General features: G+C 68.3%; 22 protein-coding genes. 10 read left to right on the plus strand and 12 right to left on the minus strand.

Annotated elements, in window-relative coordinates:
* Positions 1-38 precede the first annotated feature (38 nt).
* From AB4Z48_RS00905 to AB4Z48_RS00915, 3 genes are all read right to left on the minus strand, one after another.
* The gene (locus tag AB4Z48_RS00905; protein WP_441611940.1) at positions 39-548 is read right to left on the minus strand and encodes a fumarate hydratase; all 510 of its coding nucleotides are present in this window, start codon (positions 546-548) and stop codon (positions 39-41) included.
* 192 nt (positions 549-740) lie between these two features.
* Complete coding sequence (locus AB4Z48_RS00910) at positions 741-1,319, minus strand: DUF1439 domain-containing protein (protein ID WP_441612264.1); 579 nt, start codon at positions 1,317-1,319, stop codon at positions 741-743.
* Between the two features lie 133 nt (positions 1,320-1,452).
* Complete coding sequence (locus AB4Z48_RS00915) at positions 1,453-1,656, minus strand: SlyX family protein (protein WP_441611941.1); 204 nt, start codon at positions 1,654-1,656, stop codon at positions 1,453-1,455.
* A gap of 469 nt (positions 1,657-2,125) precedes the next feature.
* On the opposite strand from AB4Z48_RS00915, the gene AB4Z48_RS00920 reads away from it, so the two are divergent.
* Positions 2,126-2,989 (plus strand): DMT family transporter, encoded by an 864-nt coding sequence (locus AB4Z48_RS00920; RefSeq protein WP_441611942.1) that lies wholly within the window; start codon positions 2,126-2,128, stop codon positions 2,987-2,989.
* Between the two features lie 40 nt (positions 2,990-3,029).
* Here the strand turns inward: AB4Z48_RS00920 and AB4Z48_RS00925 are convergent, their stop codons facing one another.
* Both AB4Z48_RS00925 and AB4Z48_RS00930 read right to left on the minus strand, forming a co-directional pair.
* On the minus strand, positions 3,030-3,680 hold the full coding sequence (locus AB4Z48_RS00925; protein WP_441611943.1) for an HAD domain-containing protein: 651 nt from the start codon (positions 3,678-3,680) through the stop codon (positions 3,030-3,032).
* 413 nt (positions 3,681-4,093) lie between these two features.
* Positions 4,094-4,249, minus strand: a complete 156-nt coding sequence (locus AB4Z48_RS00930) for a hypothetical protein (RefSeq protein WP_441611944.1) — start codon at positions 4,247-4,249, stop codon at positions 4,094-4,096.
* Positions 4,250-4,428: 179 nt separating this feature from the next.
* Here AB4Z48_RS00930 and AB4Z48_RS00935 point away from each other — a divergent pair, with 179 nt between their 5' ends.
* On the plus strand, positions 4,429-4,914 hold the full coding sequence (locus AB4Z48_RS00935; protein ID WP_441611945.1) for a GFA family protein: 486 nt from the start codon (positions 4,429-4,431) through the stop codon (positions 4,912-4,914).
* 40 nt (positions 4,915-4,954) lie between these two features.
* Here the strand turns inward: AB4Z48_RS00935 and AB4Z48_RS00940 are convergent, their stop codons facing one another.
* Positions 4,955-5,719, minus strand: a complete 765-nt coding sequence (locus AB4Z48_RS00940) for a sulfite exporter TauE/SafE family protein (protein ID WP_441611946.1) — start codon at positions 5,717-5,719, stop codon at positions 4,955-4,957.
* Positions 5,720-6,278: 559 nt separating this feature from the next.
* On the opposite strand from AB4Z48_RS00940, the gene AB4Z48_RS00945 reads away from it, so the two are divergent.
* From AB4Z48_RS00945 to AB4Z48_RS00955, 3 genes are read left to right on the plus strand one after another with little or no spacing between them, the layout of a single operon-like run.
* Positions 6,279-7,643, plus strand: coding sequence for a TolC family protein (locus tag AB4Z48_RS00945; protein WP_441611947.1), 1,365 nt, complete (start codon positions 6,279-6,281; stop codon positions 7,641-7,643).
* A 49-nt stretch (positions 7,644-7,692) separates the two neighbouring features.
* The gene (locus AB4Z48_RS00950; RefSeq protein ID WP_441611948.1) at positions 7,693-8,910 is read left to right on the plus strand and encodes an efflux RND transporter periplasmic adaptor subunit; all 1,218 of its coding nucleotides are present in this window, start codon (positions 7,693-7,695) and stop codon (positions 8,908-8,910) included.
* 13 nt (positions 8,911-8,923) lie between these two features.
* Positions 8,924-12,046 (plus strand): efflux RND transporter permease subunit, encoded by a 3,123-nt coding sequence (locus AB4Z48_RS00955; protein ID WP_441611950.1) that lies wholly within the window; start codon positions 8,924-8,926, stop codon positions 12,044-12,046.
* Between the two features lie 108 nt (positions 12,047-12,154).
* On the opposite strand, the gene AB4Z48_RS00960 is transcribed toward AB4Z48_RS00955, so the two are convergent.
* On the minus strand, positions 12,155-12,706 hold the full coding sequence (locus AB4Z48_RS00960) for a hypothetical protein (protein WP_441611951.1): 552 nt from the start codon (positions 12,704-12,706) through the stop codon (positions 12,155-12,157).
* Between the two features lie 108 nt (positions 12,707-12,814).
* Positions 12,815-13,711: a LysR family transcriptional regulator gene (locus AB4Z48_RS00965; protein ID WP_441611952.1), complete on the minus strand. Its 897-nt coding sequence runs from the start codon at positions 13,709-13,711 to the stop codon at positions 12,815-12,817.
* A gap of 150 nt (positions 13,712-13,861) precedes the next feature.
* Between AB4Z48_RS00965 and AB4Z48_RS00970 the strand changes: the two genes are divergently transcribed.
* The 3 genes from AB4Z48_RS00970 to AB4Z48_RS00980 all read left to right on the plus strand — a co-directional run bounded on the left by AB4Z48_RS00970 (position 13,862) and on the right by AB4Z48_RS00980 (position 16,394).
* Positions 13,862-14,980, plus strand: coding sequence for a muconate/chloromuconate family cycloisomerase (locus AB4Z48_RS00970; RefSeq protein ID WP_441611953.1), 1,119 nt, complete (start codon positions 13,862-13,864; stop codon positions 14,978-14,980).
* Positions 14,981-15,028: 48 nt separating this feature from the next.
* Positions 15,029-15,307, plus strand: a complete 279-nt coding sequence (gene catC, locus AB4Z48_RS00975) for a muconolactone Delta-isomerase (RefSeq protein ID WP_441611954.1) — start codon at positions 15,029-15,031, stop codon at positions 15,305-15,307.
* Positions 15,308-15,407: 100 nt separating this feature from the next.
* The gene (locus tag AB4Z48_RS00980) at positions 15,408-16,394 is read left to right on the plus strand and encodes a tripartite tricarboxylate transporter substrate binding protein (protein WP_441611955.1); all 987 of its coding nucleotides are present in this window, start codon (positions 15,408-15,410) and stop codon (positions 16,392-16,394) included.
* A 42-nt stretch (positions 16,395-16,436) separates the two neighbouring features.
* On the opposite strand, the gene AB4Z48_RS00985 is transcribed toward AB4Z48_RS00980, so the two are convergent.
* The 4 genes from AB4Z48_RS00985 to AB4Z48_RS01000 all read right to left on the minus strand — a co-directional run bounded on the left by AB4Z48_RS00985 (position 16,437) and on the right by AB4Z48_RS01000 (position 19,667).
* Positions 16,437-17,207, minus strand: coding sequence for a DUF3047 domain-containing protein (locus tag AB4Z48_RS00985; RefSeq protein WP_441611957.1), 771 nt, complete (start codon positions 17,205-17,207; stop codon positions 16,437-16,439).
* 82 nt (positions 17,208-17,289) lie between these two features.
* Positions 17,290-17,871, minus strand: coding sequence for a hypothetical protein (locus AB4Z48_RS00990; RefSeq protein ID WP_441611958.1), 582 nt, complete (start codon positions 17,869-17,871; stop codon positions 17,290-17,292).
* A 62-nt stretch (positions 17,872-17,933) separates the two neighbouring features.
* Positions 17,934-18,839, minus strand: coding sequence for an SDR family oxidoreductase (locus AB4Z48_RS00995; RefSeq protein ID WP_441611959.1), 906 nt, complete (start codon positions 18,837-18,839; stop codon positions 17,934-17,936).
* Positions 18,840-18,899: 60 nt separating this feature from the next.
* Positions 18,900-19,667: an SDR family oxidoreductase gene (locus tag AB4Z48_RS01000; protein ID WP_441611960.1), complete on the minus strand. Its 768-nt coding sequence runs from the start codon at positions 19,665-19,667 to the stop codon at positions 18,900-18,902.
* Positions 19,668-19,781: 114 nt separating this feature from the next.
* On the opposite strand from AB4Z48_RS01000, the gene AB4Z48_RS01005 reads away from it, so the two are divergent.
* Both AB4Z48_RS01005 and AB4Z48_RS01010 read left to right on the plus strand, forming a co-directional pair.
* A complete protein-coding gene (locus tag AB4Z48_RS01005; protein ID WP_441611961.1) occupies positions 19,782-20,675 on the plus strand; it encodes a LysR family transcriptional regulator in 894 nt (297 codons plus the stop codon).
* Between the two features lie 148 nt (positions 20,676-20,823).
* Positions 20,824-22,119, plus strand: coding sequence for an LssY C-terminal domain-containing protein (locus AB4Z48_RS01010; RefSeq protein ID WP_441611962.1), 1,296 nt, complete (start codon positions 20,824-20,826; stop codon positions 22,117-22,119).
* The last annotated feature ends 32 nt before the right edge of the window (positions 22,120-22,151 follow it).

Below are 22,151 nucleotides of genomic sequence, written 5' to 3' on the forward strand. Positions count from 1 at the left end.
CATCACCGGGCCGCCTGCCGCGCCGGCCCTTGCGCGATTTACTTCGCTGCGACGGGTGCTGCTTCTGCTTCGGTCTTCACGGGAGCGGCCTTCTTGGGCGCTGCCGGCTTCTTTGCGACGGGCTTCTTTGCTGCCTTCGGCGCTGCTGCGGCCTTCGGTGCTGCTGCTGCCTTCGGTGCTGCGGCTGCCTTCGGCGCTGCCGGCTTCTTGGCGGCTGCCGGCTTGGCGGCGGCCTTCACCACCGGCTTCTTCGCTGCCGGCTTGGCCTTGGCCTTTGCCTTTTGCGCAGCCAGCTTTTCCTTGGCGGCTTGCTTCTCGGCCAGCACAGCGCTCTTGGCTGCTGCGGCGGCTTGCACGATTTCACGCTTGGCGGTTTCGATGGCCTTCTTCGAATCTGCGCGCAGCTTCAGCAGGGCCTTCTTGGCGGCTGCCAGTTCGCGGGCCAGGACGCTGGCTTTCTTCGCGGGCACAGCTGCCTTCTTTGCGGCGGCCGGCTTTGCCTTGGCTGCTGCGTTGGTCTTTACGATTTTCTTGGTGGTCACGGCCATGATTATTTACCCGTTAGTTTGTAGAGCGCGGAGTATAACCTTTCGCGCGACACGACTAGCACACGATCCATTAAGTGCGTGTGTTTTCTGTCGGAAAAGTGTGCGCGAATACAACATCTCTATCCGGCATTGGCGCATGGCGCGCGCTGCGAATATGGCCGACGTATTGGCTTTTTCGATGTTCCGCGTGTTTCAGCGGGTATTGATTTTTACCTGAATGCCGTCGGGCAGCACCGTGATCGCGCCGGGCTCGATGTCCTTGCCGGCAATGTGCAATTGTTCCGGCGTGAAGGTGTAAAGCGGGTAGTCGCGCAGCACTTGCTGCGCCACCACGGCGCCGATCGCGTTCAATTGTTCGCCGTATTGCGCCGGCATGCCGCTGACCTGGACGCGCTCGACGGCGGGATTGTCGAGCAGCACCGCGCGCCTGGCCGGATCGTAGCGCAGGCCGCTGCTGACCGACAAAGTGCCATTGATCGGCGGCGCGGGCAGCAGCGTGTTGCTGACCTGGGCGTCCATCTGCGTGCTCACGCGGTTGTTGGCATCGTCGAGCACCAGGCGCGGATTGGTCAGTTGCACGTCGACCACCTGGCCGTAGCGCAGCCGCGCGGGAAAGCGCTTGTCCACGGCGTCCTGCAGTTCCTGCCGCGAGAATGTGTAGTCGCCCGTCCAGACGTTGTAGCCGGCCCAGGCGCTGGCGCCGCCGAGCAGGGCGAGTGCGCCGCAGAGGGCGATGCGGCCGGCGGCGCGGGCGGCGCCGGTGGCGCGCATGGTTCGGATGGCGGTCGGCTTGGTCGGCATGCTGCGGTTTCTCCGGGTTTGGCCTGCGGCGCTGGCGCTCGCATCGGCCATCAGGCTCAGCTTTCAGACGCGGTGGCGGCGGCATCGTTCCACCGCGCGGCGCTCAATAGTGCGGCGGGATCTCGTGCTGCGATCCGTTGTCCGGCCCGCCGGGGCCGCTCGCGCGCATCTGCTGGTAGAGCGCCTGGAGCTGCTCCTGGAGCAGGTCGATCTGGCGCTGCTGGCGTGCCACGGCGAGGTTCAGCGTTTCGAGCAGGTCGTCCTGGAAGGCGACCTTGATCTCGAGTTCGGTCAGGCGGGATTCCATGGCGTGTTCTCCATTGTTCAGATTTCGTCGCGGGCTTGCGGCCGCGCATTGTAAGACAGCCCAGGCGGCGTTTCGCGCCGCTTGCCGGGCCGCGCGGCCCGGTGTAACGTTAGGCCTTCCGCCGGCCCGCACGGGTCGCATGCACTGATCCATCATGATTTCAGCCACGCACCACACGCTTGCCGTCGACGCCACCCTGGCGGGCGCTGAGCTGCCGTGCGCGGCTCTCGCCGCTTCTCCTCCGCCCGTCACCTCCCCGCCGCGCGCGCGGGCCGGCGTTGCACCGCCGCCCCCGTTCACGCCGGGCTGATCCGCAGCCCGTCTTTTTCCATCTTCGGCTTTTTTCCGGCGGCGTGCCACGGCGCGCGCATGTCTTCCTGCGCCCGCGCACGTGAGCCTGGCGCCGGCTGGCCGAAGTTTCAGGATGAACTCCGGATGCTTTCCGGCGTTTTCGTGACAGGTGAATTTCATGGCTTTGAACAAAACCGCGCTGGCCGCGCATGGCTCGACCGCGCTCTTCGTGCTGCTCTGGAGCAGCGGTGCAATCTTCGCGCGGCTCGGGCTCGAGTACGCAACCGCCTTTGCCCTGCTGGCCGCGCGCTTCGCGCTCGCGCTGCTGGTGCTGCTGGCGCTGGCCGCATGGCGGCGGCGCTGGCTGCCCGAGCCGGGCACGCGCATGCGCGTGATGGCCGCCGGCCTGCTGCTGACCGGCGCCTATTCGATCTGCTATCTGCTCGCGCTGGCGCGCGGCGTGACGCCAGGCGTGCTGGCCACCGTGCTGGGCGCGCAGCCGATCCTGACCCTGTTGCTGGTGGAGCGACGTTTTTCCCTGCGCCGGCTGGCCGGCCTGGCGGCGGCGCTGTGCGGGCTGGTGACGGTGGTGTCGGAAAGCATCGGGCAGGCGCGCCTCTCACCGCTGGGCATGGGCTTCGCGCTGGCGGCGCTGGCGTGCATGACGATCGGCGCGATCCTGCAGAAGTCCATCCGCCAGGCGCCGCTGGATGTGCTGCCGCTGCAATACGGCGCCGGTCTCGCGCTATGCCTGCTGTTCGTACCGTTCCAGCCGCTGGCGGTGACGCCGGCGGCGGGCTTCATCGTTTCGCTGGCGTGGCTTGCGCTGGTGATCTCGGTGGGCGCCACGCTGCTGCTGTACCGGCTGATCCAGGCTGGCAACCTGGTCAGCGTGACCAGCCTCTTCTACCTGGTGCCCGGCGTGACGGCATGGATGGACTACCTGTTCCTGGGCAACCGGCTCGCGGCGTCGAGCATCGCCGGCATGGCTGCCATCGTGATCGGACTGGTGCTGGTCTTCGGGCGGGCGGGCACGCGCTAGCTCCGCGGTGCGGCGCGCCGGGCCGGCGCGCCGGCACCGGTCAAGCGTGGGCCAGTGCCGCGGCTGCGTGCTGCGCCGGCAGCACCAGCTCGGGCACGCCCTGCAGCAGCGGCGCGGTGGTCGCGCCGGCCTCGAAGCGCGAGGGCGCTTCGCGGGCCAGGCGACGCAGGCGTTGCAGGCGGGCTTCGAGACCGGCATCGGGCTGGGTGTCCAGGCACAGCGTGGACGGGCAGGCCACGCCGAGCAGGTTCAGCGCCTGCTTGAAATTGGCCGGCGTCAGGCCATCGGCGGGATTCACCGCCACTGCGTGCGCGCGCAGGTGCGCGAACCGTTCGTCCTGCAGCGAAGCCGTGTCGCAGGTCAGGATGGCGAAGGCCTGCGGCGCCGGCCGGCTGGCGAAGTAGGCCGCGATGCGCGCGGCGTGGCCGCCAGGCACGTCGGGGGTCATGCCTTCGACCTGCAGGTCGAGCTGCTGCAGGATCGCCGCGGGCACGCCGCGGCGCCATGCCTCCGATACCACCACGCGGGCGCCGGCCAGGCCGAACAGGCGGCGCACGAAGCCAAGTGCGACCGGGTCGAAGAAGCGGACGTCGCGCAGGGTGCCAGTATCGGGAATCCCGCCCAGCCGGGCCTCGGAGCGGCCCGAATAAAGGACACCGGGGACGTCAAGCATGATGAGGCGTTCAGACATGATTTCCTGTTTTGGTTGCAGCGCCGTCGTTGGCACGTTTGAAGATTACGACGCAACCAAAAAAATCTGCAGTGCCGTATGCGGCCTAAGTTGCAACATATCTGTAACTTGAGATGCGACTTCGTAAATTTCATCCGTTCGCCCAGGCGAGTTGTTTCGCGGCGAAACAGATTTGGCCGGGGCGACGGGGAAAAAGGCGCCGCAAGATGGAGCGGGACGCCGGCCCGGACGACGCGGGCGGCGTCCCGCGCGCTCAGAGATTGATCAGCAGGTAGGCCACTGCGACAGCGCCGATGGCGCAAAGGGTCTTGCGATAGATCGATGACATGGGCTGTTTTTTCCTGGTTGCACGTCGTGACTGCACGTTGGACAAGGCGCGCGCGCGCCCGCTGGCAAAGTGCCGTGCGGGGAGGTCAGGACAGCGTGGGCGAATCCTGCATTCCCCGCACGGCGAGGAAAAGCACGGCGGCATGACCCTTGCTGTTGTCCGCGCACGCGAACGCCGGCGCGGCTTGCGCGGCAGGCCGGCAGGCAGCGCGATGGCGCGGGACGGTGGTGGCGACGGGCATGGGGCTTGGGATCGGGGCGGCGGCCGGGCAGCCACGATGGCTGGCGCCGGACCGGTCCTTATGCCATGGCGGGTGCGCAAAGTCCAGCCGGGCCGGTGCCTGCAGGGCGTCTCGCGCGCCTGGGTTGCCGGCTGGCTTGCCTAGAATGAACAGCGCCCTGCCACCTAACGGGAGATCCCATGCATCTCGAAGGTTCCTGTCATTGCGGCGCGGTCGGTTTCAGCCTGGAGTCCGACTCGCCCTATCCCTTCATGCATTGCCACTGCTCGATCTGCCGCAAGACGGCGGGCGGCGGAGGCTATGCCATCAACCTCGGCGGCGACGCCGCCACGCTGAAGGTCCGGGGCAGGAAGCATGTCGGGATCTATCACGCCGTGATGCGCGAGCCCGGCAAGCGCGCCCGCCGCTCCCGCGCGCAGCGGCATTTCTGCCTCAAGTGCGGCAGCGCGCTGTGGCTGTGGGATCCGGGGTGGCCGGAACTGGTGCACCCGCATGCGTCGGCCATCGATACGCCCCTGCCAAGGCCGCCGGAGGTGGTGGAAGCCGCGCTGGATTTCGCGGCGCCCTGGGTGGACGTACCCAGGGGGCGCGCCCACGTGCACTGCGGCACCTGGCCGTCGGAGTCGCTGGCCGAGTGGCACCGGCGCAAAGGCTTGCAGCGCTAGGGGTCCCGGTGTCCCGGTGCCCCGGCGGCGCGCGCCACCCTCAGCCGCGGACCAGCATGATGGCGGCGGTGGCGATCAGGCACAGCGAGAACAGCGCGCGCAGGCGCCGCTCGGGCATGCGGTGGGCGAGCGCCACGCCCCAGGAGATGGTCAGCATGCCGCCCAGCGAAAGCGGGATACCGCTGGCCCAGTCCACATGGCCGGCATTGGCATAGGCGGCCAGCGCCACCACGGCACCCGGCGTGACCAGGGCCAGCGCCAGTCCTTGCGCCGCCGCTTGCCGGAAGCCGAACAGGCCGACCAGCGCGGGTGCGGCCACCACGCCGCCGCCCACGCTGAAAAAGCCCGAGAACGCGCCGCCCACCGCGCCCAGCGCCGGAATCCAGCGTGGCGACAGGCGCGCCCGCTGCGCGGTGGCCGCGCGCCCGGGCTGCAGGCGCCAGAGGAAATACAGCGCCAGCGCGATCATGAAGCAGGCAAAGACGCGCCGCAGCAGCACCGCGTCCATGGCGGTGGCGAGCCGGGCCGAGGCATAGGTGGCAAGTACCGCCGACAGCCCGAGCACCGCCGCCGTGCGCAGTGCGATATCGGCGCGGCGGCGGTATTGCCAGAAGCCGATCATCACGTTGGGGGCGATCATCACCAGCGCGGTGCCTTGGGCGAGTTGCTGGTCCATGCCGTACAGCAGGCCCAGCGCCGGAATGGCGATCAGCCCGCCGCCGATGCCGAACAGCCCGCCCACCGCGCCCAGCACTCCGCCCAGGCCGAAAATGATCAGGGAGGACAGCAACAAATGGTCAGGCATGGAAGAAGGCGGAGAAAAGAGATGGGGCGCAAGGCTGGCAATGCGGGAACAAGGGCGGGAACAAGGCCGGGAACAAGGCCGGGAACAACCGCGGCAACAAGGGCGCGCGGCGCGCCTGGCCGGGGAAGCCGGCTGTCCCGGCCTAACGTGCCCGGGATAGCGTGTGCAGCGCAGCAGGCGAAGCGCCCGGATGCGGTGTGGCAACAGGTCGCGTGGCGTCCCTCGTCGCAAAAGCTGCCTGCCGTCACGGAAGTGCGTAATGATACGGGCGTTTGACCAGGGCCGCCGCGCCCGCGCAGTTTGTCGGGAAAGCGCCTTCTTCGTCAGGGTTTTCCCTTGAAACTGGACCGTTCGTACGTTTACACGGTTTTTTGTTGCATTTATGAAAGCCGTTTGTAATGCGTTTCGGTTTGAATGCGCACGGGACGTTGCGGCCGCTCCGGATGCGGCACGTACACTACGCGTTCCGTGGAGATACATGAAAGTTCGCCGTCCCGGTGCACCGAATAGTCGCCATGGTCGTTTACCGCACACTGAGTCGAACCGAGCCTGATTTATCGTGTCTTTTTCTTTTCCTCGTTTCTTGCTGGCCAGCCTGCTGAGTGCCGTCGCCGGTGCCGCCGTGGCCGGCACGAATGTGCCCCCGAGTGCACCGCTGCCGGCCGACGGCCCCTGCGTGGCGCCACTCGCGAAGGCGCCGCTCACCATCGCGCAAGTGCGCCTCGATACCGTGCGCTGCAACCGCGACATCATCGCCGCGCGCCGTGGCGAGGAGGCCAGCCAGGCCGATATCCAGATCGCCTCGCAACGGCCCAACCCGGTGCTGAGCCTGGGCGTGGCCAATATCAACCCGCACCAGGGCTTCAATTCCGGCGGCCCGCGCAACAAGACCGTGGATTCCACGCTGCGCGTGGACCAGGTGATCGAGACCGCCAACAAGGGCAACCTGCGCGTGGAAGGCGCGCGTGCTTCGAGCCGCGCCGCCGGCGAGGTGCTGCAGGCCGTCGTCACCCAGCAGTCGAGCGCCGCCGAGCAGGCGTTCTACGAGGCACTGGTCAGCCAGGAGCGCGTGGCGGTGCTCAACGAGACCCTGTCGCTCTACGGCCGCACCCAGCAGGCCAACGAGACGCGCCTGAAGGCCGGCGACGTGTCCCGCGCCGATGTGACCAAGCTGCAACTCGACGTGCTGCGCTCCCAGGCCGACCTGCGCGCCGCCATGGCCGACCACGCCAGCGACAAGGCCGCGCTGGCCCAGGCCATCGGTGTGCCCGGCACGCTGGTCGACAACCGCCTGGTGGCGGACTGGCCCGCGCTCGACGTGCCGGTGCCCGAGCCCGATGCCGATACCGTCCAGCGCCGTCCCGACGTGACCGCGGCCGAAGCCCGCCTGGCGGCCGCGGCCAGCGCGCGTGACCTGGCGCGCGCCGGGCGCGTGCCGGACGTCACGGTGGGCGCGCAGGCCGAGCATTATCCGGTTTCGGAAGCCAACCAGACCGGCAGCGGCAACAGCTTCGGTGTGTTCCTGTCGATCCCGCTGTTCGTGCGCCACAGCTTCGGCGGCGAGGCGCGCCGCGCCGAGGTGGACTATTACGCCGCGCTGGACGACCGCAACCGCGTGCTGCTCGAGGCGCAGAACGAACTGGAGCGCTCGCGCAACCAGCTTGAGGCCGCGCGCCTGTCGCTCAAGCAGATGGTCCAGAGCGTGGTGCCCGCCGCCGAAAGCGTGGCCGGCAGCGCCGAGTTCGCCTATGCCAAGGGTGCCACCAGCGTGCTGGACCTGCTCGACTCGCGCCGCGCGCTGCGCCAGACGCGCCTGGACGCAGTCAACGCGCAAGGCGATTACGCCAAATCCCTGTCGGCCTATCGTGCCGCCCTGCAGTCCTCATCCAATGCCCAGGCTCGTACCGATGTGCCGCGCCCCTAATCAAGTGTCCGCTCCGATGTCTGCTTTGATGTCCGCTTCGATGTCTCCGATGACTGCTACGCCTGCTTCGACTACCCCCGCGCGCCACGGCCTGCGCGCGCGCCTCGCGGCGCTTTCGCTGGTGACGCTGGCGCTGGCCGCCTGCGGCAAGCAGGAAGCCCCTGCGCCCAGCGACGAGCCCAAGGTCGCCGGCAACACCGTCGAATTCCCGGCCTCCGTGAAGGCCCTGCCGGGCATCGCCGGCGAAAGCGTCAAGCGCGGCGGCGAACGCATGCTGAGCCTGCCCGGCCGCCTGGTGTGGAACGAGGACCGCACCGTGCGCGTGTCGACGCCGTTCGCCGGCCGCGTGACCGAAGTGATGGCTCAGGCGGGCACCAGCGTGAAGGCGGGCCAGGCGCTGGCCATGCTGACCTCCACCGATTTCGGCGTGGCCCAGTCCGACGCGCGCAAGGCCGCCGTCGACGCCGCCTACGCCGGCAAGGCGCTGGCGCGCCAGCGCGAGCTGTACGACGCCGGCGTGGTAGCGCAGAAGGACCTCGAGCAGACCCAGGCCGACGCCGCGCGCGCCAGCGCCGACCTTGCCCGCACCCAGGCCACGCTGCGCCAGTACGGCTCGCCCGCGGCAGGCGGCGGCATGGCGCGCTTTGCCCTGCGCACGCCGATCGACGGCCTGCTGGTGGAGCGCAATATCAATGTCGGCATGGAGCTGCGTCCCGACCAGCCGCCCAGCGCGCCGCTGTTCCTGGTCACCGACCCGAGCGAGCTGTGGGCGCAGGTGGACGCGACCGAGGCCGATCTCGCGCTGTTCAAGCCCGGCGTGAGCGTGCGCCTGGTGTCCAGCGCTTATCCCGGCGAGACCTTCACCGGCAAGGTGATCAAGGTCGCCGACTACGTCGACCCCGCCGCGCGCAGCGTCAAGGTGCGCCTGACCGTGCCCAACCAGGACCGTCGCCTGAAGGCGGAAATGTTCGTGACCGCCAAGCTGCAAGCCGCTTCGTTCGAGGGCATCGGCGTGCCGTCCAAGGCAGTGTTCCTGGCCGACAACCGCAACTACGTGTTCGTGCGCACGGCGCAGAACCGCTTCGAGCGCCGCCAGATCAAGCTGGGCGTGACGCTGCCCGGTACCGCCGAGGTGGTGGACGGACTCAAGGAAGGCGATGTGGTGGTGACCGAGGGCAATCTTTACCTGCAGGACATCCTGCGCGACGCCACCGCGGTCAACGCGGCCCTGGGCGGCGCGGCCAGCAACGCCGGCGCGAAGCAGTAAGGAAGACCGCCACATGATTTCGCGTATCGTCCATTTCGCGCTGCACCAGAAGCTGTTCGTCTGGCTCGGCCTTGCCATCTTCATCGGGGGTGGCCTGGCGGCCTTCAAGAACCTGCCGATCGAAGCCTTCCCGGATGTCTCCGACATCCAGGTCAACGTCATCACGCTGTACCCGGGCCGCGCCGCCGAGGAAATCGAGCGCCAGGTCACCATCCCGATCGAGACCGCGCTGGCCGGCACGCCGAATTCCGTGCGGGTGTTTTCGCACACCCAGTTCGGCCTGTCCTTCCTGATGGTCACCTTCAATGACAAGGCCACCGACGTGGTGGCCCGCCAGCAGGTGATCGAGCGCCTGCGCGGCGTGGACCTGCCCGACGGCGTGCACCCGGAACTGGCGCCACTGTCCACCGCGATCGGCGAAATCTTCCGCTTTCGCCTGACCGGCAAGGGCTATAGCGCGCAGGAGCTGCGCACGCTGCAGGACTGGGTGGTGGAGAAGAACCTGCGCCAGGTGCCTGGCGTGGCGGACCTGGTCACCATCGGCGGCACCATCAAGCAGTACGAGGTGAACCCCAACCTGGCGAAGATGCGCGATTCCAAGATCTCGCTGTCGCAACTCTTCGCCGCCCTGCAGCGCGCCAACGCCAACGCCGGCGGCGGCGCCGTGGCGCACGGCCGCCAGCAGTACCTGCTGCGCTCGCTCGGCAGCTTCTATACCTCGGCCGACATCGCCAACGTGGTGGTGGCCGAGAACAACGGCACGCCGATCCTGGTCAAGGACATCGCCGAGGTGAGGATCGGCGCCGCGCCGCCCCAGGGCCTGATGGGCCAGGACGACGAGGACGACATCGTCTCGGGCATCGTGGTGATGCGCAAGGGCGAGAATCCCTCGCTGGTGCTGGAAGGGCTCAAGAAAAGGATCGACCTGCTGGACAGCACGATCCTGCCCAAGGGCGTGAAGATCGTGCCCTACTACGACCGCTCCACGCTGATCGACAAGACGCTGCACACCGTGTTCGGCAACCTGGTCGAGGGCGCGCTGCTGGTGATGGCCGTGCTCTACCTGTTCCTGGCCAATGTGCGCGCCGCGGCCATCGTGGCGCTGGTGATCCCGCTGGCGCTGCTGTCCACCTTCATCGGCCTGACCTGGGTGGGCATCCCCGCCAACCTGCTGTCGCTCGGCGCAATGGACTTCGGTATCATCGTCGACGGCGCGGTGATCGTGGTGGAGAACATCTTCAAGCGCCTCGGCGAGCTCAAGGAAGCGCAGATCAAGGACAGCCGCGCGCGCATGCACGCCATCCTGCAGGCCACTACCGAGGTGGGCCGCCCGACCGTGTTCTCGATGATCATCATCATCGCCGCGCACATCCCCATCTTCACGCTGCAGCGCCACGAGGGCAAGATCTTCGCGCCGATGGCCTACACCGTGACGGGCGCGCTGATCGGTTCGCTGATCATCTCGCTGACGCTGGTGCCGCTGCTGTGCCACCTGCTGCTGACCAAGAACATCGCGCACGACGACAACTTCGTGGTCCGCCACAGCAAGCGCATCTATGAACCGATGCTGGCCTGGGCGCTGGACCACAAGCGCACCGTGGTGGGCATCGCGCTGGGCCTGCTGGTGGCCACCGTCGGCGTGGGCAAATTCCTCGGCAGCGAGTTCCTTCCCGAGCTGGACGAAGGCTCGATGTGGGTCAGCTTCGACCTGCCGGCCTCGGTCTCGCTCGACGAGGCACGCGACCAGGCCCGCCGCCTGCGCACCGTGATCCGCAAGACGCCCGAGGTCAACACCACCATCTCCAAGGTGGGCCGCCCCGACGACGGCACCGATCCCAAGCTGATCAACACCGTCGAGATCCTGGTCGACCTGAAGAACGACAAGCAGTGGCGCGCCGGCTACGACAAGCGCAAGATCATCAACGAGATCAACGCCAACCTGCGCCAGCTGCCCGGCATCGAGCCCAACTTCTCGCAGCCGGTGCGCGACAACATCCTCGAGAGCATCTCCCAGATCAAGGGCCAGATCGTGATCAAGGTGCAGAGCGACAGCCTCGAGCACAACAAGCGCGTGGCCGACCAGATCCTCGCCAACGTGCAGTCGGTCAAGGGCGTGATGCGCGCCTTCATCGACCGCGACGGCGAACTGCCGCAGTACGTGCTGGACTTCGACCGTGCCCAGGCCGCCCGCTACGGCATCAACGTGGCCGACGTGCAGGACCTGATGGAGACCGCGCTGGCCGGCAAGGCCGCCACCGAACTGTGGGAAGGCGAGAAGCACTTCAGCGTGGCCGTGCGCCTGAAGCCGGGCGAGCGCGAGCTGCCCAACCTGCCGAACATCTTCATGCAGACCGCCGACGGCGCGCAGGTGCCGCTGTCGCAACTGGTGCACTTCCGCGCCGCTTCGGGCGCGATGAACATCAGCCGCGAGAACGGCCAGCGCACCACGTCGATCGGCATCTTCATCCACGACCGCGACATGGGCAGCGTGGTGAAGGACATGCAGGCGCTGGTGGCCAAGAACGTCAAGGCCGACGACGTCAAGATCAGCTGGTCCGGCGAGTTCGAGAATCAGGAACGCGCCATGGCACGCCTGTCGATCGTGGTGCCGCTGTCGGTGCTGGTGATCTTCCTGCTGCTGTTCAACGCCTTCAAGTCGTTCAAGAGCGCCACGCTGATCATCTCGAACATTCCGTTCGCGCTGATCGGCGGCGTGTTCGCGCTGTTCCTCACCGGCATTCCGCTGTCGGTGTCGGCGGCCATCGGCTTTATCGCGCTGTTCGGCCAGGCCGTGCTCAACGGCGTGGTGATGGTGACCTACTTCAACCAGCTGCGCGACGAGGGCATGCCGGTGCGACAGGCCGTGCTGACCGGTTCGATGGACCGCCTGCGCACGGTGCTGATGACCGCGCTGCTGGCCATGCTGGGCCTGTTCCCGATGGCCATCTCGCGCGCCATCGGCTCGGAGACCCAGCGGCCGCTGGCGATCGTCATCATCGGCGGCCTGATCACGGCCACCATGCTGACGCTGATCGTGCTGCCCACGCTGTACGAATGGATGGTCGGGCGCAGCTGGCCCGACGAAGAAAACGGCAACGCGGACAATAACCGCTTGCCGGATTCGACGCCGGCCTGAAAGATGCCCGCCACTTCTGGTGGCGGGCTCTCCTCACATCTCGATGTCCGGATCGCTCCGGAAATCCGTGAAAATTCCCGCGAACGTCCGTGAACGCCCGCGGAAATTCTATTCCGTGCCAGGCAGCCCTGCCTGGACGCGCTGGCTCAGGCGCTCGCCGCTGGCCAGCAGGACCGTGACTTCCACACCCGCCGCAAGGTCTTGGCAGGCCGGGCGGCTGGTGCCGGAGAGCGACAGGCTGACGCCGCGCGGGCACACGGAAACAGCGCTCGCCGCCCCATCGGTATCGACGGTGACGGCGCCATAGCCGGCCCGCATCGACAGGCCGGAAGCCTGGCGCCAGGTCCAGGCCGCGGGCGGCTGGCTTGCGGTGACATCGGTGCCGTCCGCGCGCAGCAGCGCGGCGGTGGCGGTGAGGCGCGGCGCGCCAGGCGTGAGCGGGGTGTCGTCGTAGCTGAGCTGCAGGCGCCAGGCGCCGTGCCGGACCTGCCCGGCCGCTCGTGCCGGCCGGGTCTCGACGGTGAGCGCTACCTCACCTTGCATGTCGCGCCAGCTCTCGCGCAAGGTGTGCGCGCAGGCATGGAACAGCGTGATGAGCGGATGACGGCCACGTCGTCGGCCAGCGACATGGCCCATGAGCGGCCCCGAGTGCAGCGGCATGATTTCCCCGTATCTTTTTTGCGCGACCACTCTACAAAGCGGCCCGCCGGGGCGCATCACCCATTCATGGGATAGACCCCGCTTTTTTGCGTCCCCGGAGCGTGCCGGTCAGCCCTGGCGCGGCGCCTGCGCCAGCTCGCCCACGCGCGCGATCACCTCGGCCAGCAGTGCCGAGCGGTCGTCGGCACGGTAACTCATCATCACCGGCGAGGTGAAGCCGGGGGCATTGATCGGCACATAGGCCACGTCGTCGCGATGCAGCCGCTGCACCGAGGCCGGCACCAGGCAGATGCCCAGCCCGGCAGCGACCAGGCCGATGGCGGTCTGCAGCTCGTTGGCTTCCTGCACCACGCGCAATTGCAGGCCGCGCGTGCGGAACAGCGCCAGCACATGGTCGGCGTAACTCGGCCGTGGCCGCGCGGGGTAGAGCACGAACGGATAGGTGGCGAGCTGGTCCGGCGTCATCGGCGCGCGGCCCAGCGCGGGGTGGCCGCCCGGCACCGCCACCATCAGCGGCTCGGCCATCACCACGCTGCGGGTGATGGCGGGATCATCCAGCACGATGCGGCCAAAGCCGATATCGATGCGCCCGGCCTTGAGCGCTTCTACCTGCTGCACCGTGGTGAGTTCGGACAGGCTCACTTCCAGCGACGTGTCGGAGCCGCGCACCTGGCGGATCAGCTCGGGCAGGAAGCCGTATAGCACCGACGGCACGAAGCCGATGCCGAACCAGTGTTTTTCGTTGCGGCCGATGCGCCGCGTGCCTTCCATGATCTCGTCGATGCGCTGGTTGAGCTGGAGCGACTGCTCCAGCAGGAAGCGGCCCGCTTCGGTCAGGCGCACCGTGCGCGAGGAGCGGTCCAGCAGCACCGTGCCGAGCTCATCCTCCAGCTGGCGGATCTGGCGCGACAGCGGCGGCTGGGCGATATGCAGGCGCTCGGCGGCGCGGGTGAAGTTGAGCTCGGCCGCGACGGCCTGGAAATAGCGCAGGTGGCGAAGCTCCATGGCCATGTCCTTTCATACTTTCAAGGTATTGATCGGGACATACTCGGTCTTGGACACCCGCAATGTCAAGCCACATACTGCATGGGAGCGTATTGCCGGCGCACCGCCAGCGATTTCATACCCCGGTAGACATAAAGGTAGTCACTCAGCATGAAAGCAACCGTCGCCTCCGTCGAAGCCATCCTGGTGGACCTGCCCACCATTCGCGCGCACCAGCTGGCCATGACCACCATGCAGCGCCAGACCCTGGTCATCGTGCGGCTGCGCTGCAGCGACGGCATCGAGGGGATCGGCGAAGCCACCACCATCGGCGGCCTGAGCTACGGCGACGAAAGTCCCGAAGGCATCAAGCTGACCATCGATACCTACCTGGCGCCCGCGCTTGCCGGCATCGACGCGTGCAATATCCACGCCGCCATGCAGCGCCTGGGCTCGGTGGCGCGCGGCAACCGCTTTGCCAAGTCGGCGCTGGAAAGCGCGCTGCTCGACGCCCAGGGCAAACGCCTGGGCCTGCCGCTGTCCGAACTGCTGGGCGGCGCCGTGCGTCCCAACCTGGCCTGCCTGTGGACCCTCGCCAGCGGCGATACCGGCCGCGACATCGAAGAGGCCGAGTCCCTGCTGGCGGCGCGCCGGCACAACACCTTCAAGCTCAAGATCGGCCGCCGTTCCGTGCGTGACGACGTGGCGCACGTCTCGGCCATCAAGCGCGCGCTGGGCGACCGCGCCCGCGTCACGGTGGACGTCAACCAGGCCTGGAACGAGGCCGACGCCGCCACCGGCATCGCCATGCTGGAAGCCGCCGGCATCGATCTGGTGGAGCAGCCGGTGCCGCGCGAGCAGCGCGGCGCGCTGGCCCGCCTGGCGGCCCGTTTCGTGGTGCCGGTGATGGCCGACGAAGCGGTGTGCGGACCCGAGGATGCCATGGAGCTGGCGCGCCTGGCCGCCGCCGACGTGTTCGCGCTGAAGATCTCCAAGTCGGGCGGCATCTTCGAGATGCTGCGCACCGCGGCGGTGGGCGATGCCGCCGGCATCGCGCTGTACGGCGGCACCATGCTCGAAGGCAGCGTGGGCACCATCGCCGCCGCGCATGGCTTCTGCACCTTGCCGCGCCTGGCCTGGGGCACCGAGTTGTTCGGCCCGCTGCTGCTCAAGGACGACGTGGTGACGGCACGCCCCGAATACCGCGACTTCGCGCTGCACCTGCCGGAGGGCCCGGGGCTGGGCCTGACGCTGGATGAAGACAAGCTGACGCACTACCGCCGCGCCTGATTGGCCGCGGCGATCGATTAACGCAAAGAACGCAACAAGGACGAGAACATGCTGTTCCTGGTGAGAATGGACGTAAAGCTGCCGGCCGACATGCCGGCGGCGCAGGCAGACGAGATCAAGGCGCGCGAGAAGGCGTATTCGCAGGACCTGCAGCGCCAGGGCAAGTGGCCGCATATCTGGCGCGTGGTGGGCGAGTACGCCAACTACAGCGTCTTCGATGCCGAGACCAACGACGAACTGCACGCCATGCTGTCCGGCCTGCCGCTGTTCTCGTACATGGAGATCCACGTCACGCCGCTGGCCAAGCATCCCTCGTCGATCAAGTAGCACGGCGGCGCCGCGCAACGCCTGGATGCCTGCATTGCCTGCGCGCCGCTTTCCATTCTGGCCCCCGATCCCGATTCCATAAATCCAAGAGGAGACTTTGATGCGCCTGCCATTCCTGCGCGCCTTTGCCATGGGCGCCGCCTGCGCACTGGCCACCCTGGCCGCGACGCCCGCGGCCCACGCCGGCACCTGGCCCGAGAAGCCGATCCGCTGGGTCGTGCCATTCCCCGCCGGCGGCGCCATGGACAATATCGCCCGCACGCTGGGCGAGGAAATGTCGGCCTCGCTCGGCCAGGCCATCGTGGTGGAAAACCGCCCCGGCGCGGGCGGCAATATCGGCGCCGAGATGGTGGCGCGCTCGCCCGCGGATGGCTACACGCTGATCATCGTGGCCAACGGCATGGCGGTGAATCCGGCTCTGTACGGCCGCCTGAACTATGACCCGGTGAAGGACTTCGCCCCGGTCTCGCTGCTGGCGGTGGTGCCCAATGTGCTGGTCACGAGCAAGGTCAAGAAGTTGCCGGCCACGGTGCCCGACCTGATCGCCGCGGCGCGCGCCAACCCGGACAAGTACACCTACGCGTCGGCCGGCAACGGCACCTCGATCCACCTGGCCGGCGAGCTCTTCACCTCGCTGGCCGAGGTCAAGATGCTGCACGTGCCGTACAAGGGCAGCGGCCCCGCCATGACCGACCTGCTCGGCGGCCAGGTCGACTACATGTTCGACAGCATCACCTCGGCCAAGCCGCATATCGATGCCGGCAAGCTCACGGCGATCGCGGTCACCACCAGCAAGCGCTCCAGCGCGCTGCCGAACGTGCCCACCATGGCCGAAGCCGGCGTCAAGGGATATGACCTGTCGCCGTGGTTCGCCGCCTTCGTGCCGGCCAGGACGCCGCCCGCCGTGGTCACGCGCCTGAACCAGGCCATGGTGGCCGCGCTGGCCAAGCCTTCGGTGYGCACCCGCCTGGCCGGCATCGGCGCCGAGCCGATCGGCAGCACGCCGGCGCAACTGGGCAAGCACCTGGCCGACGAGACCCAGAAGTGGGGCAAGCTGATCCGCGAGCGGGGAATCCACGCGGATTGAGGAAGTACAGGCCGGCCATCCGCCCGCTGTCCCCGTCCGGCGTCATTTCCCCGCCGAAAAGCGGAGATCGCCGTACCATGCGCGCGCGGTCGCGCCGGTGTTGTCGGTGTCGGTGAGCAGGCCGTAGGCGGTGAGCTTGCCGGGCGCTTCGTTGAAGGCGCGTTTGTAATCCTGCGCCACGTTGCGGCTCAGCGACAGCCATTTGCCTGCGCCGTCCGGGCTGCCCGACACCACGATCATCTTGACCCGCGAGGTATGCGGGTTGTCGATGATGGTGCCGGCCGGCGCGCTGTCGGACCAGACGTACATCAGCGTGGCATAGGGCAATTCCTCGCCGGCCAGCGTCTTGGCCAGCCGCATGGCGGTACGGTCGCCCAGCGAGAGTTTTCCCTTGTCGCCGTCGAACATGAAGACCAGCCGTGCCGGCGCGTCCTCCTGGGCGGCCACGCGGTTGTCGGCGTTGGCGATGGGCTGATCGATCTTCCAGCGCCAGCTCAGCTGGGGCGTGGCGACGAGGTCGATGTCGCCCTCATGCATCAGCGCCGAGGCCGAGGCGGTGGCGTCCGCCTGCAGCACGGTGGTGCGGCCGTCGGCCACCAGGCTGTAGCGGGTCGATGCCTTGCCTTGCGCAACCGGCAGGTTCTTCCAGCCCGCCGGCAGCGTACCGCCGGGCTGGCCCGCGGAGAATGCCACGCCAGGCTGCGCGGACTGTGCATGCGCCGGCGCGGCTGCCCACAGCGGGACGCTGCAGGCCAGCAGGCCCGCCAGTCGCTTGATCCAGGAAGGCCGCCTTGAAGCCCGATGCATGGTCATGTGTGGGTGATTGTCGGTCGTGGAGGGTAACTCCCATTGTAGGCAGGGGCCACCGCGTTTGCCCGCGCGGCGGCCTGGTGCGCTACGGCGCGGCCTGCGCGCCGGGGCTGCCGGCGGCCTGCGCCGCGGCGCCGAAGATCGCGCGGTAGTGGCGCATCCCTGCATCCAGGTGCCGGCCGAAGGCAAAGCCCCGCGCCACCATGTCGTCGAACTCTGCCCGTGCGATGCGCATGACGTAGCTGTGCCCGGTGGCGACCAGGCGGCAGTCGCCCGTGGCCTGGCGCGCGCTGAACCAGTTGCCCGGGTCGGCATGGCCGGCGGGATAGGCCTTGCCTGCGTGCTCGAGTTGCCAGCCCCCGTCGAGCAGGATCCAGACGTCGGCATTGTCCGCGCCGCCGGCCGCGCCGGTGCGCTCGCACTGTGCGATCACGGTGCCGGCTTGCGCCTCCCATTCGCGCGAATGGTCGATGGTCCAGCGCAACTGCTCGCTGTCCAGGCTGGTGAAGAACGGCGTCTTGCGCAGCAGGTACAGATAGGTCTTCGAGGCTTTCATGGGTTTGCCCTGGGTGAGAGCGGCATCGGCGTGCGCCGCGGGACCGGCTTCGCACGAGGCGAGCAGGGCCGGCAGCAGCAGGTTGAATGCGAGTCGGATCCATCGGTTCATGGCCCCTCCGGGGGTGTGCCGGCGGGCCATGCGCGGCCCGCCTGATGGTTGGCGCGCGGGGCTCAGCGCGAGATCCGGGCCTCGAGCAGGTCGCCCATGCCGATGCGTTGCGCGAAGCTGATCCGCACGCGTTCCGACACTTCCAGCACTTCGCGCGCGCCGTCGCCGACGAAATCGATCACCGAGCGCATCGGGCGCGTGCCGGCGGCCAGGCCCACGATGCGCACGATCTCGTCGGCCACGGCCTGGGGATCGGCGTCCTCGGGCGTGAGCGCGCCGAGGCGTTCGCCGATCTGGTCCATCACGCCGTCGTAGCGGCTGTAGGCGGCGGCCGTGGCGGCATCGGCCGGCTTGCCTGCGCTGGGGAAGTGCGCGGTGCCCCGGGTGAAGGCGCCCGGCACCACGATGGAAGTCTCGATGCCGAAGCGCGCCAGCTCGTAGGCCAGCGTCACCGCCAGCGAATCCATGGCCGCCTTGGCCGCGCCATAGGGGCCCATGAACGGCGGGAAACCGCCCTTGGTCGTGGTGCTGCTGATCCACAGCATCAGCCCGGCTTCCTGCCGGCGCAGGTAAGGCAGCACCGCGCGGTTCACGCGCTGCGCACCGAACAGGTTGGTGTCGAACACGCGCATCATTTCCTCGGGCGTGAACGCCTCGGTGGGACCGACTACCAGATGCCCGGCGTTCTGCATCACCACGTCGAGGCGGCCCTGCTCGCGCACGATGGCCGCGGCGGCGGCATCGGCCGATTCCTGCGACAGCACATCGAGTTCAAGCGGATGGAGCGCGAGCTTCCTGGACGTGGCGAGCGCGCGCAGTGCCTGGGCGTGCTCGCGGTTGCGGCCGTCCGTGTCGCGCATGGTGGCGTAGACGATATGCCCCGCTTCGGCCAGCGCCCGGGCGCTGAGCTTGCCGATGCCGGTGCCCGCACCGGTGACGAGGATGACTTGCCGGCTGGCGTTCTGCATGGTGGTTCTCCCTGGATATGGTGAGCGTCGGCGTGGTGGCCTGTCGTGGCGCGGCAGGGATCAGGCAATGCCGCCGTTGGCGCGCAGGATCTGGCCGTTCACCCAGCCGGCATCCGGGCCGGCGAGGAAGGCGACGACCGAGGCGATGTCTTCCGGCTGGCCGAGGCGTTGCAGCGGCGCCATCCCGGCGAAGGCCCGGATTTGCTCGTCGGTCTTGCCGTCGAGGAACAACGCGGTGGCGATCGGGCCGGGGGCGACGGCGTTCACGGTGATATTGCGGCCGCGCAGTTCCTTGGCGAACACGTGCGTGAACGCTTCCACCGCTGCCTTGGTGGCGTTGTAGACCGCATAGCCGGGCATGTTCAGCGCCAGCGTGGTGCTGGAGAAGTTGACGATGCGCCCGCCTTCGCCCATGCGGGCGGCGGCCTCGCGCAGGGTGTTGAAGGTGCCGCGCACATTGATGTCGAAGGTCTGGTCGTAGAGCGCGTCGCTGGTGTCGGCGAGCGGAACGGTCTTGAGCACGCCGGCGTTGTTGACCAGCACGTCGACCTTGCCCAGCTGCTGCTCGGTGATCTCGAACATGCGGCGCACCTCCCCGGCATCCGACACATCCGCCCGCACGGCGATGGCGGTGGCGCCCGCAGCCTTGAGTTCGGCCACGAGCGCTTCGGCCGGCGCCGCGCCGGAGGCGTAGTTGACGGCTACTGCGAAGCCGTCGCGGGCAAGCCGTCGCGCGATGGCGGCGCCGATGCCACGCGAGGCGCCGGTGACGATGGCGACCTTGCCGTTGGTGGTGGCGGTGGTCGCGGTGCTTGCAGTGGTGTTCATGATGCATTTCCTTGCAGTGGTGGGTTGGTGAAATGAATCATGGACTATTCCGGTCTGCAGATAATCGGCGTTAAATTGATATCATTGCTCCGTTTGCTTTAACAATGAGGCCGTATGGACCGCTTTCAGGAAATGCAGGCCTTCGTACGCATCGCCGAGCGCCAGAGCTTCACCCAGGCCGCGGAAGATCTGCGCATCCCGCGCGCCACCATCACCAACCTGATCAAGCGCATGGAACTGCGCCTGGGCGCGCGCCTGCTGGAGCGCACCACGCGCACGGTACGCCTCACGCACGACGGTGACGCCTACTACCGCCGCTGCGTGCGCCTGATAGCGGACCTGGAGGAAGCCGAAGGTTCGTTCCGCAACACGGCGCCGAAGGGGCTGCTGCGGGTCAACCTCCAGGGCACGCTGGCGCGGCACTTCGTGGTGCCGGCGCTGCCGGGCTTCCTGGCGCAGTTCCCGGACCTCGAGGTGCATATCGGCGAGGACGATCGCCTGGTCGACCTGGTGCGCGAAGGCGTGGACTGCGTGCTGCGCGCAGGCAACCTGCAGGACTCGTCGATGGTGGGCAGGCGCGTGGCGCTGCTCGAGCAGGTCACCGTGGCCAGCCCCGCCTACCTGGCCGGGCACGGCGAACCGCACCACCCGGAGGCGCTCGCGGCGCATCGCGCGGTCAATTACATTTCCAGCGGCACGGGCAAGGCGGTACCGCTGGAGTTCACCGTGGATGGCCGCGTGACGGCGGTGCAACTGGCGGCCACCGTTTCGGTCACCGGCGCCGATCTCTACACAGGTGCCTCGGTGGCCGGGCTCGGGCTGGTGCAGGTGCCGCGCTACCGCGTGGCCGAAGAACTGCGGCTGGGCCGCCTGCAGGTGGTGCTGGGTGCATTTCCGCCCCCGCCGATGCCGGTCTCGGTGCTGTATTCGCAGAACCGCCAGCTCTCCTCCCGCGTGCGCGTGTTCGTGCAATGGCTGCGGGAAGTGTTCGAGCGCGCCGGCGGCTGAGGCACCGCGCGCAAAGCGGCCTGAAGGGGCCCGCCGCGCCGCCCGGCGAGACATATACTTTTCCAGGCATCCGCGCGACACCGACCGGTGCATGCGCCGGCCCTGCCGGCAAGACCTCTGCCCTTACCCGCCGCAGTGAGGTGACGCGATGGACCGCATCGTGATTCGAGCGCTGGGCGCAGTCGCCGTGGCCGGCGCGCTCGCCGGCTGCATGCCGGCGGCACCGCCCGCGCCGGAAGGCGACTACAAGAGCCGCGCCCTGACGCGCAGCGAGAATGGCCTGCAGGTATCGGCGGCGGTGCTCTCCGATGCGGAGAGCGCGGAGGTGTATGGCGTTCCGCTGGCGCAAAAAGGCGTGCAGCCGGTCTGGGTCGAGGTACGCAACAGCGGTTCCCAGAGCTACTACTTGCTGTCGCCGGGCCTCGATCCGGCATTCTTCCCCGCCTCCGAGGCGGCCGAAGCGTTTGCCCCGGCCGACGCCCAGACCACGCGCGCCGACCTCGCCCGGCGCTTTGACCAGCTCGCCTTCCACAATCCGGTGGCGCCTGGCCAGTCCGTGACGGGGTTCGTGCTGACCAACGCCAGCGAGGGGGCACGGCTCGTGCAGCTTGACCTGGTCGCGAGCGGGCGCGCAACGACTTTCTCGATCCTTATGGTGGTACCGGGCTTTCGCGCCGACTACAAGGCCAGCGATGTCTTCCGGCGCCAGATCTATGCGCCGGACCAGATCGTGGACTACACGGACGACGACGCCTTTCGTGCCGCGCTCGAGGCCCTGCCTTGCTGCGCAGGCAACAAGGACGGCACGAAACTGGGCGATCCGCTGAACCTGGTGGTCGTGGGCGGTCTCGACGATGCCTTCCCGGCGTTGGTGCGCCGCGGCTGGCGCCCGACCGAGGCCAGGTGGGCGGGCGCGATCACGCGGATGGTGACTTCCGCGCTGTCCGGCGAGCGCTACCTCAATGCGCCGGTGAGCGACCTCTTCCTGTACGGGCGGGCCCAGGACCTGGCATTGCAGAAGGGCCGCGGCACCATTCACCAGCGCAATCACCTGCGGCTCTGGCTGAGTCCCATGCGCTACCACGGCAAGCCGGTGTGGGTGGGCCAGATCAGCCGCGATATCGGCAGCCGCCTCACCATCCACTCGCCCACGCTGACGACGCACAAGATCGACCCGGACGTCGACGAGGCGCGCACGGCGCTGACCGAAGACATGGCCTACTCGCAGAATCTCGCAAAGCTCGGCTTCGTGGGGGGCGTGGGTGCCGCCCCGCAAGACAAGCCGCGGGAAAACCTGACCACTGATCCTTACTACACCAACGGGTACCGTACCTTGCTGATATTCGATCGCAAGCCCACGTCGCTGTCCGATATCGAGTACTTCCCGTGGCGCGTGGGAGACACGTCCGCAACCGCAACCGCGAGCGGCGGCGCGCGGCCATGAGCGGGCCGGGGCGGTGGTATCGCACGGCGCGC

The organism is Cupriavidus sp. 2TAF22, assembly GCF_052115045.1.
In the GTDB taxonomy this organism is placed as follows: domain Bacteria; phylum Pseudomonadota; class Gammaproteobacteria; order Burkholderiales; family Burkholderiaceae; genus Cupriavidus.

Bases quoted from the DNA above. Each gene is read 5' to 3' on its own strand.
- AB4Z48_RS00905 (WP_441611940.1), bottom strand. From the start codon at position 548: ATGGCCGTGACCACCAAGAAAATCGTAAAGACCAACGCAGCAGCCAAG.
- AB4Z48_RS00910 (WP_441612264.1), bottom strand. From the start codon at position 1,319: ATGCGCGCCACCGGCGCCGCCCGCGCCGCCGGCCGCATCGCCCTCTGC.
- AB4Z48_RS00915 (WP_441611941.1), bottom strand. From the start codon at position 1,656: ATGGAATCCCGCCTGACCGAACTCGAGATCAAGGTCGCCTTCCAGGAC.
- AB4Z48_RS00920 (WP_441611942.1), top strand. From the start codon at position 2,126: ATGGCTTTGAACAAAACCGCGCTGGCCGCGCATGGCTCGACCGCGCTC.
- AB4Z48_RS00925 (WP_441611943.1), bottom strand. From the start codon at position 3,680: ATGTCTGAACGCCTCATCATGCTTGACGTCCCCGGTGTCCTTTATTCG.
- AB4Z48_RS00930 (WP_441611944.1), bottom strand. From the start codon at position 4,249: ATGCCCGTCGCCACCACCGTCCCGCGCCATCGCGCTGCCTGCCGGCCT.
- AB4Z48_RS00935 (WP_441611945.1), top strand. From the start codon at position 4,429: ATGCATCTCGAAGGTTCCTGTCATTGCGGCGCGGTCGGTTTCAGCCTG.
- AB4Z48_RS00940 (WP_441611946.1), bottom strand. From the start codon at position 5,719: ATGCCTGACCATTTGTTGCTGTCCTCCCTGATCATTTTCGGCCTGGGC.
- AB4Z48_RS00950 (WP_441611948.1), top strand. From the start codon at position 7,693: ATGACTGCTACGCCTGCTTCGACTACCCCCGCGCGCCACGGCCTGCGC.
- AB4Z48_RS00955 (WP_441611950.1), top strand. From the start codon at position 8,924: ATGATTTCGCGTATCGTCCATTTCGCGCTGCACCAGAAGCTGTTCGTC.
- AB4Z48_RS00960 (WP_441611951.1), bottom strand. From the start codon at position 12,706: ATGCCGCTGCACTCGGGGCCGCTCATGGGCCATGTCGCTGGCCGACGA.
- AB4Z48_RS00965 (WP_441611952.1), bottom strand. From the start codon at position 13,711: ATGGAGCTTCGCCACCTGCGCTATTTCCAGGCCGTCGCGGCCGAGCTC.
- AB4Z48_RS00970 (WP_441611953.1), top strand. From the start codon at position 13,862: ATGAAAGCAACCGTCGCCTCCGTCGAAGCCATCCTGGTGGACCTGCCC.
- catC (WP_441611954.1), top strand. From the start codon at position 15,029: ATGCTGTTCCTGGTGAGAATGGACGTAAAGCTGCCGGCCGACATGCCG.
- AB4Z48_RS00985 (WP_441611957.1), bottom strand. From the start codon at position 17,207: ATGACCATGCATCGGGCTTCAAGGCGGCCTTCCTGGATCAAGCGACTG.
- AB4Z48_RS00990 (WP_441611958.1), bottom strand. From the start codon at position 17,871: ATGAACCGATGGATCCGACTCGCATTCAACCTGCTGCTGCCGGCCCTG.
- AB4Z48_RS00995 (WP_441611959.1), bottom strand. From the start codon at position 18,839: ATGCAGAACGCCAGCCGGCAAGTCATCCTCGTCACCGGTGCGGGCACC.
- AB4Z48_RS01000 (WP_441611960.1), bottom strand. From the start codon at position 19,667: ATGAACACCACTGCAAGCACCGCGACCACCGCCACCACCAACGGCAAG.
- AB4Z48_RS01005 (WP_441611961.1), top strand. From the start codon at position 19,782: ATGGACCGCTTTCAGGAAATGCAGGCCTTCGTACGCATCGCCGAGCGC.
- AB4Z48_RS01010 (WP_441611962.1), top strand. From the start codon at position 20,824: ATGGACCGCATCGTGATTCGAGCGCTGGGCGCAGTCGCCGTGGCCGGC.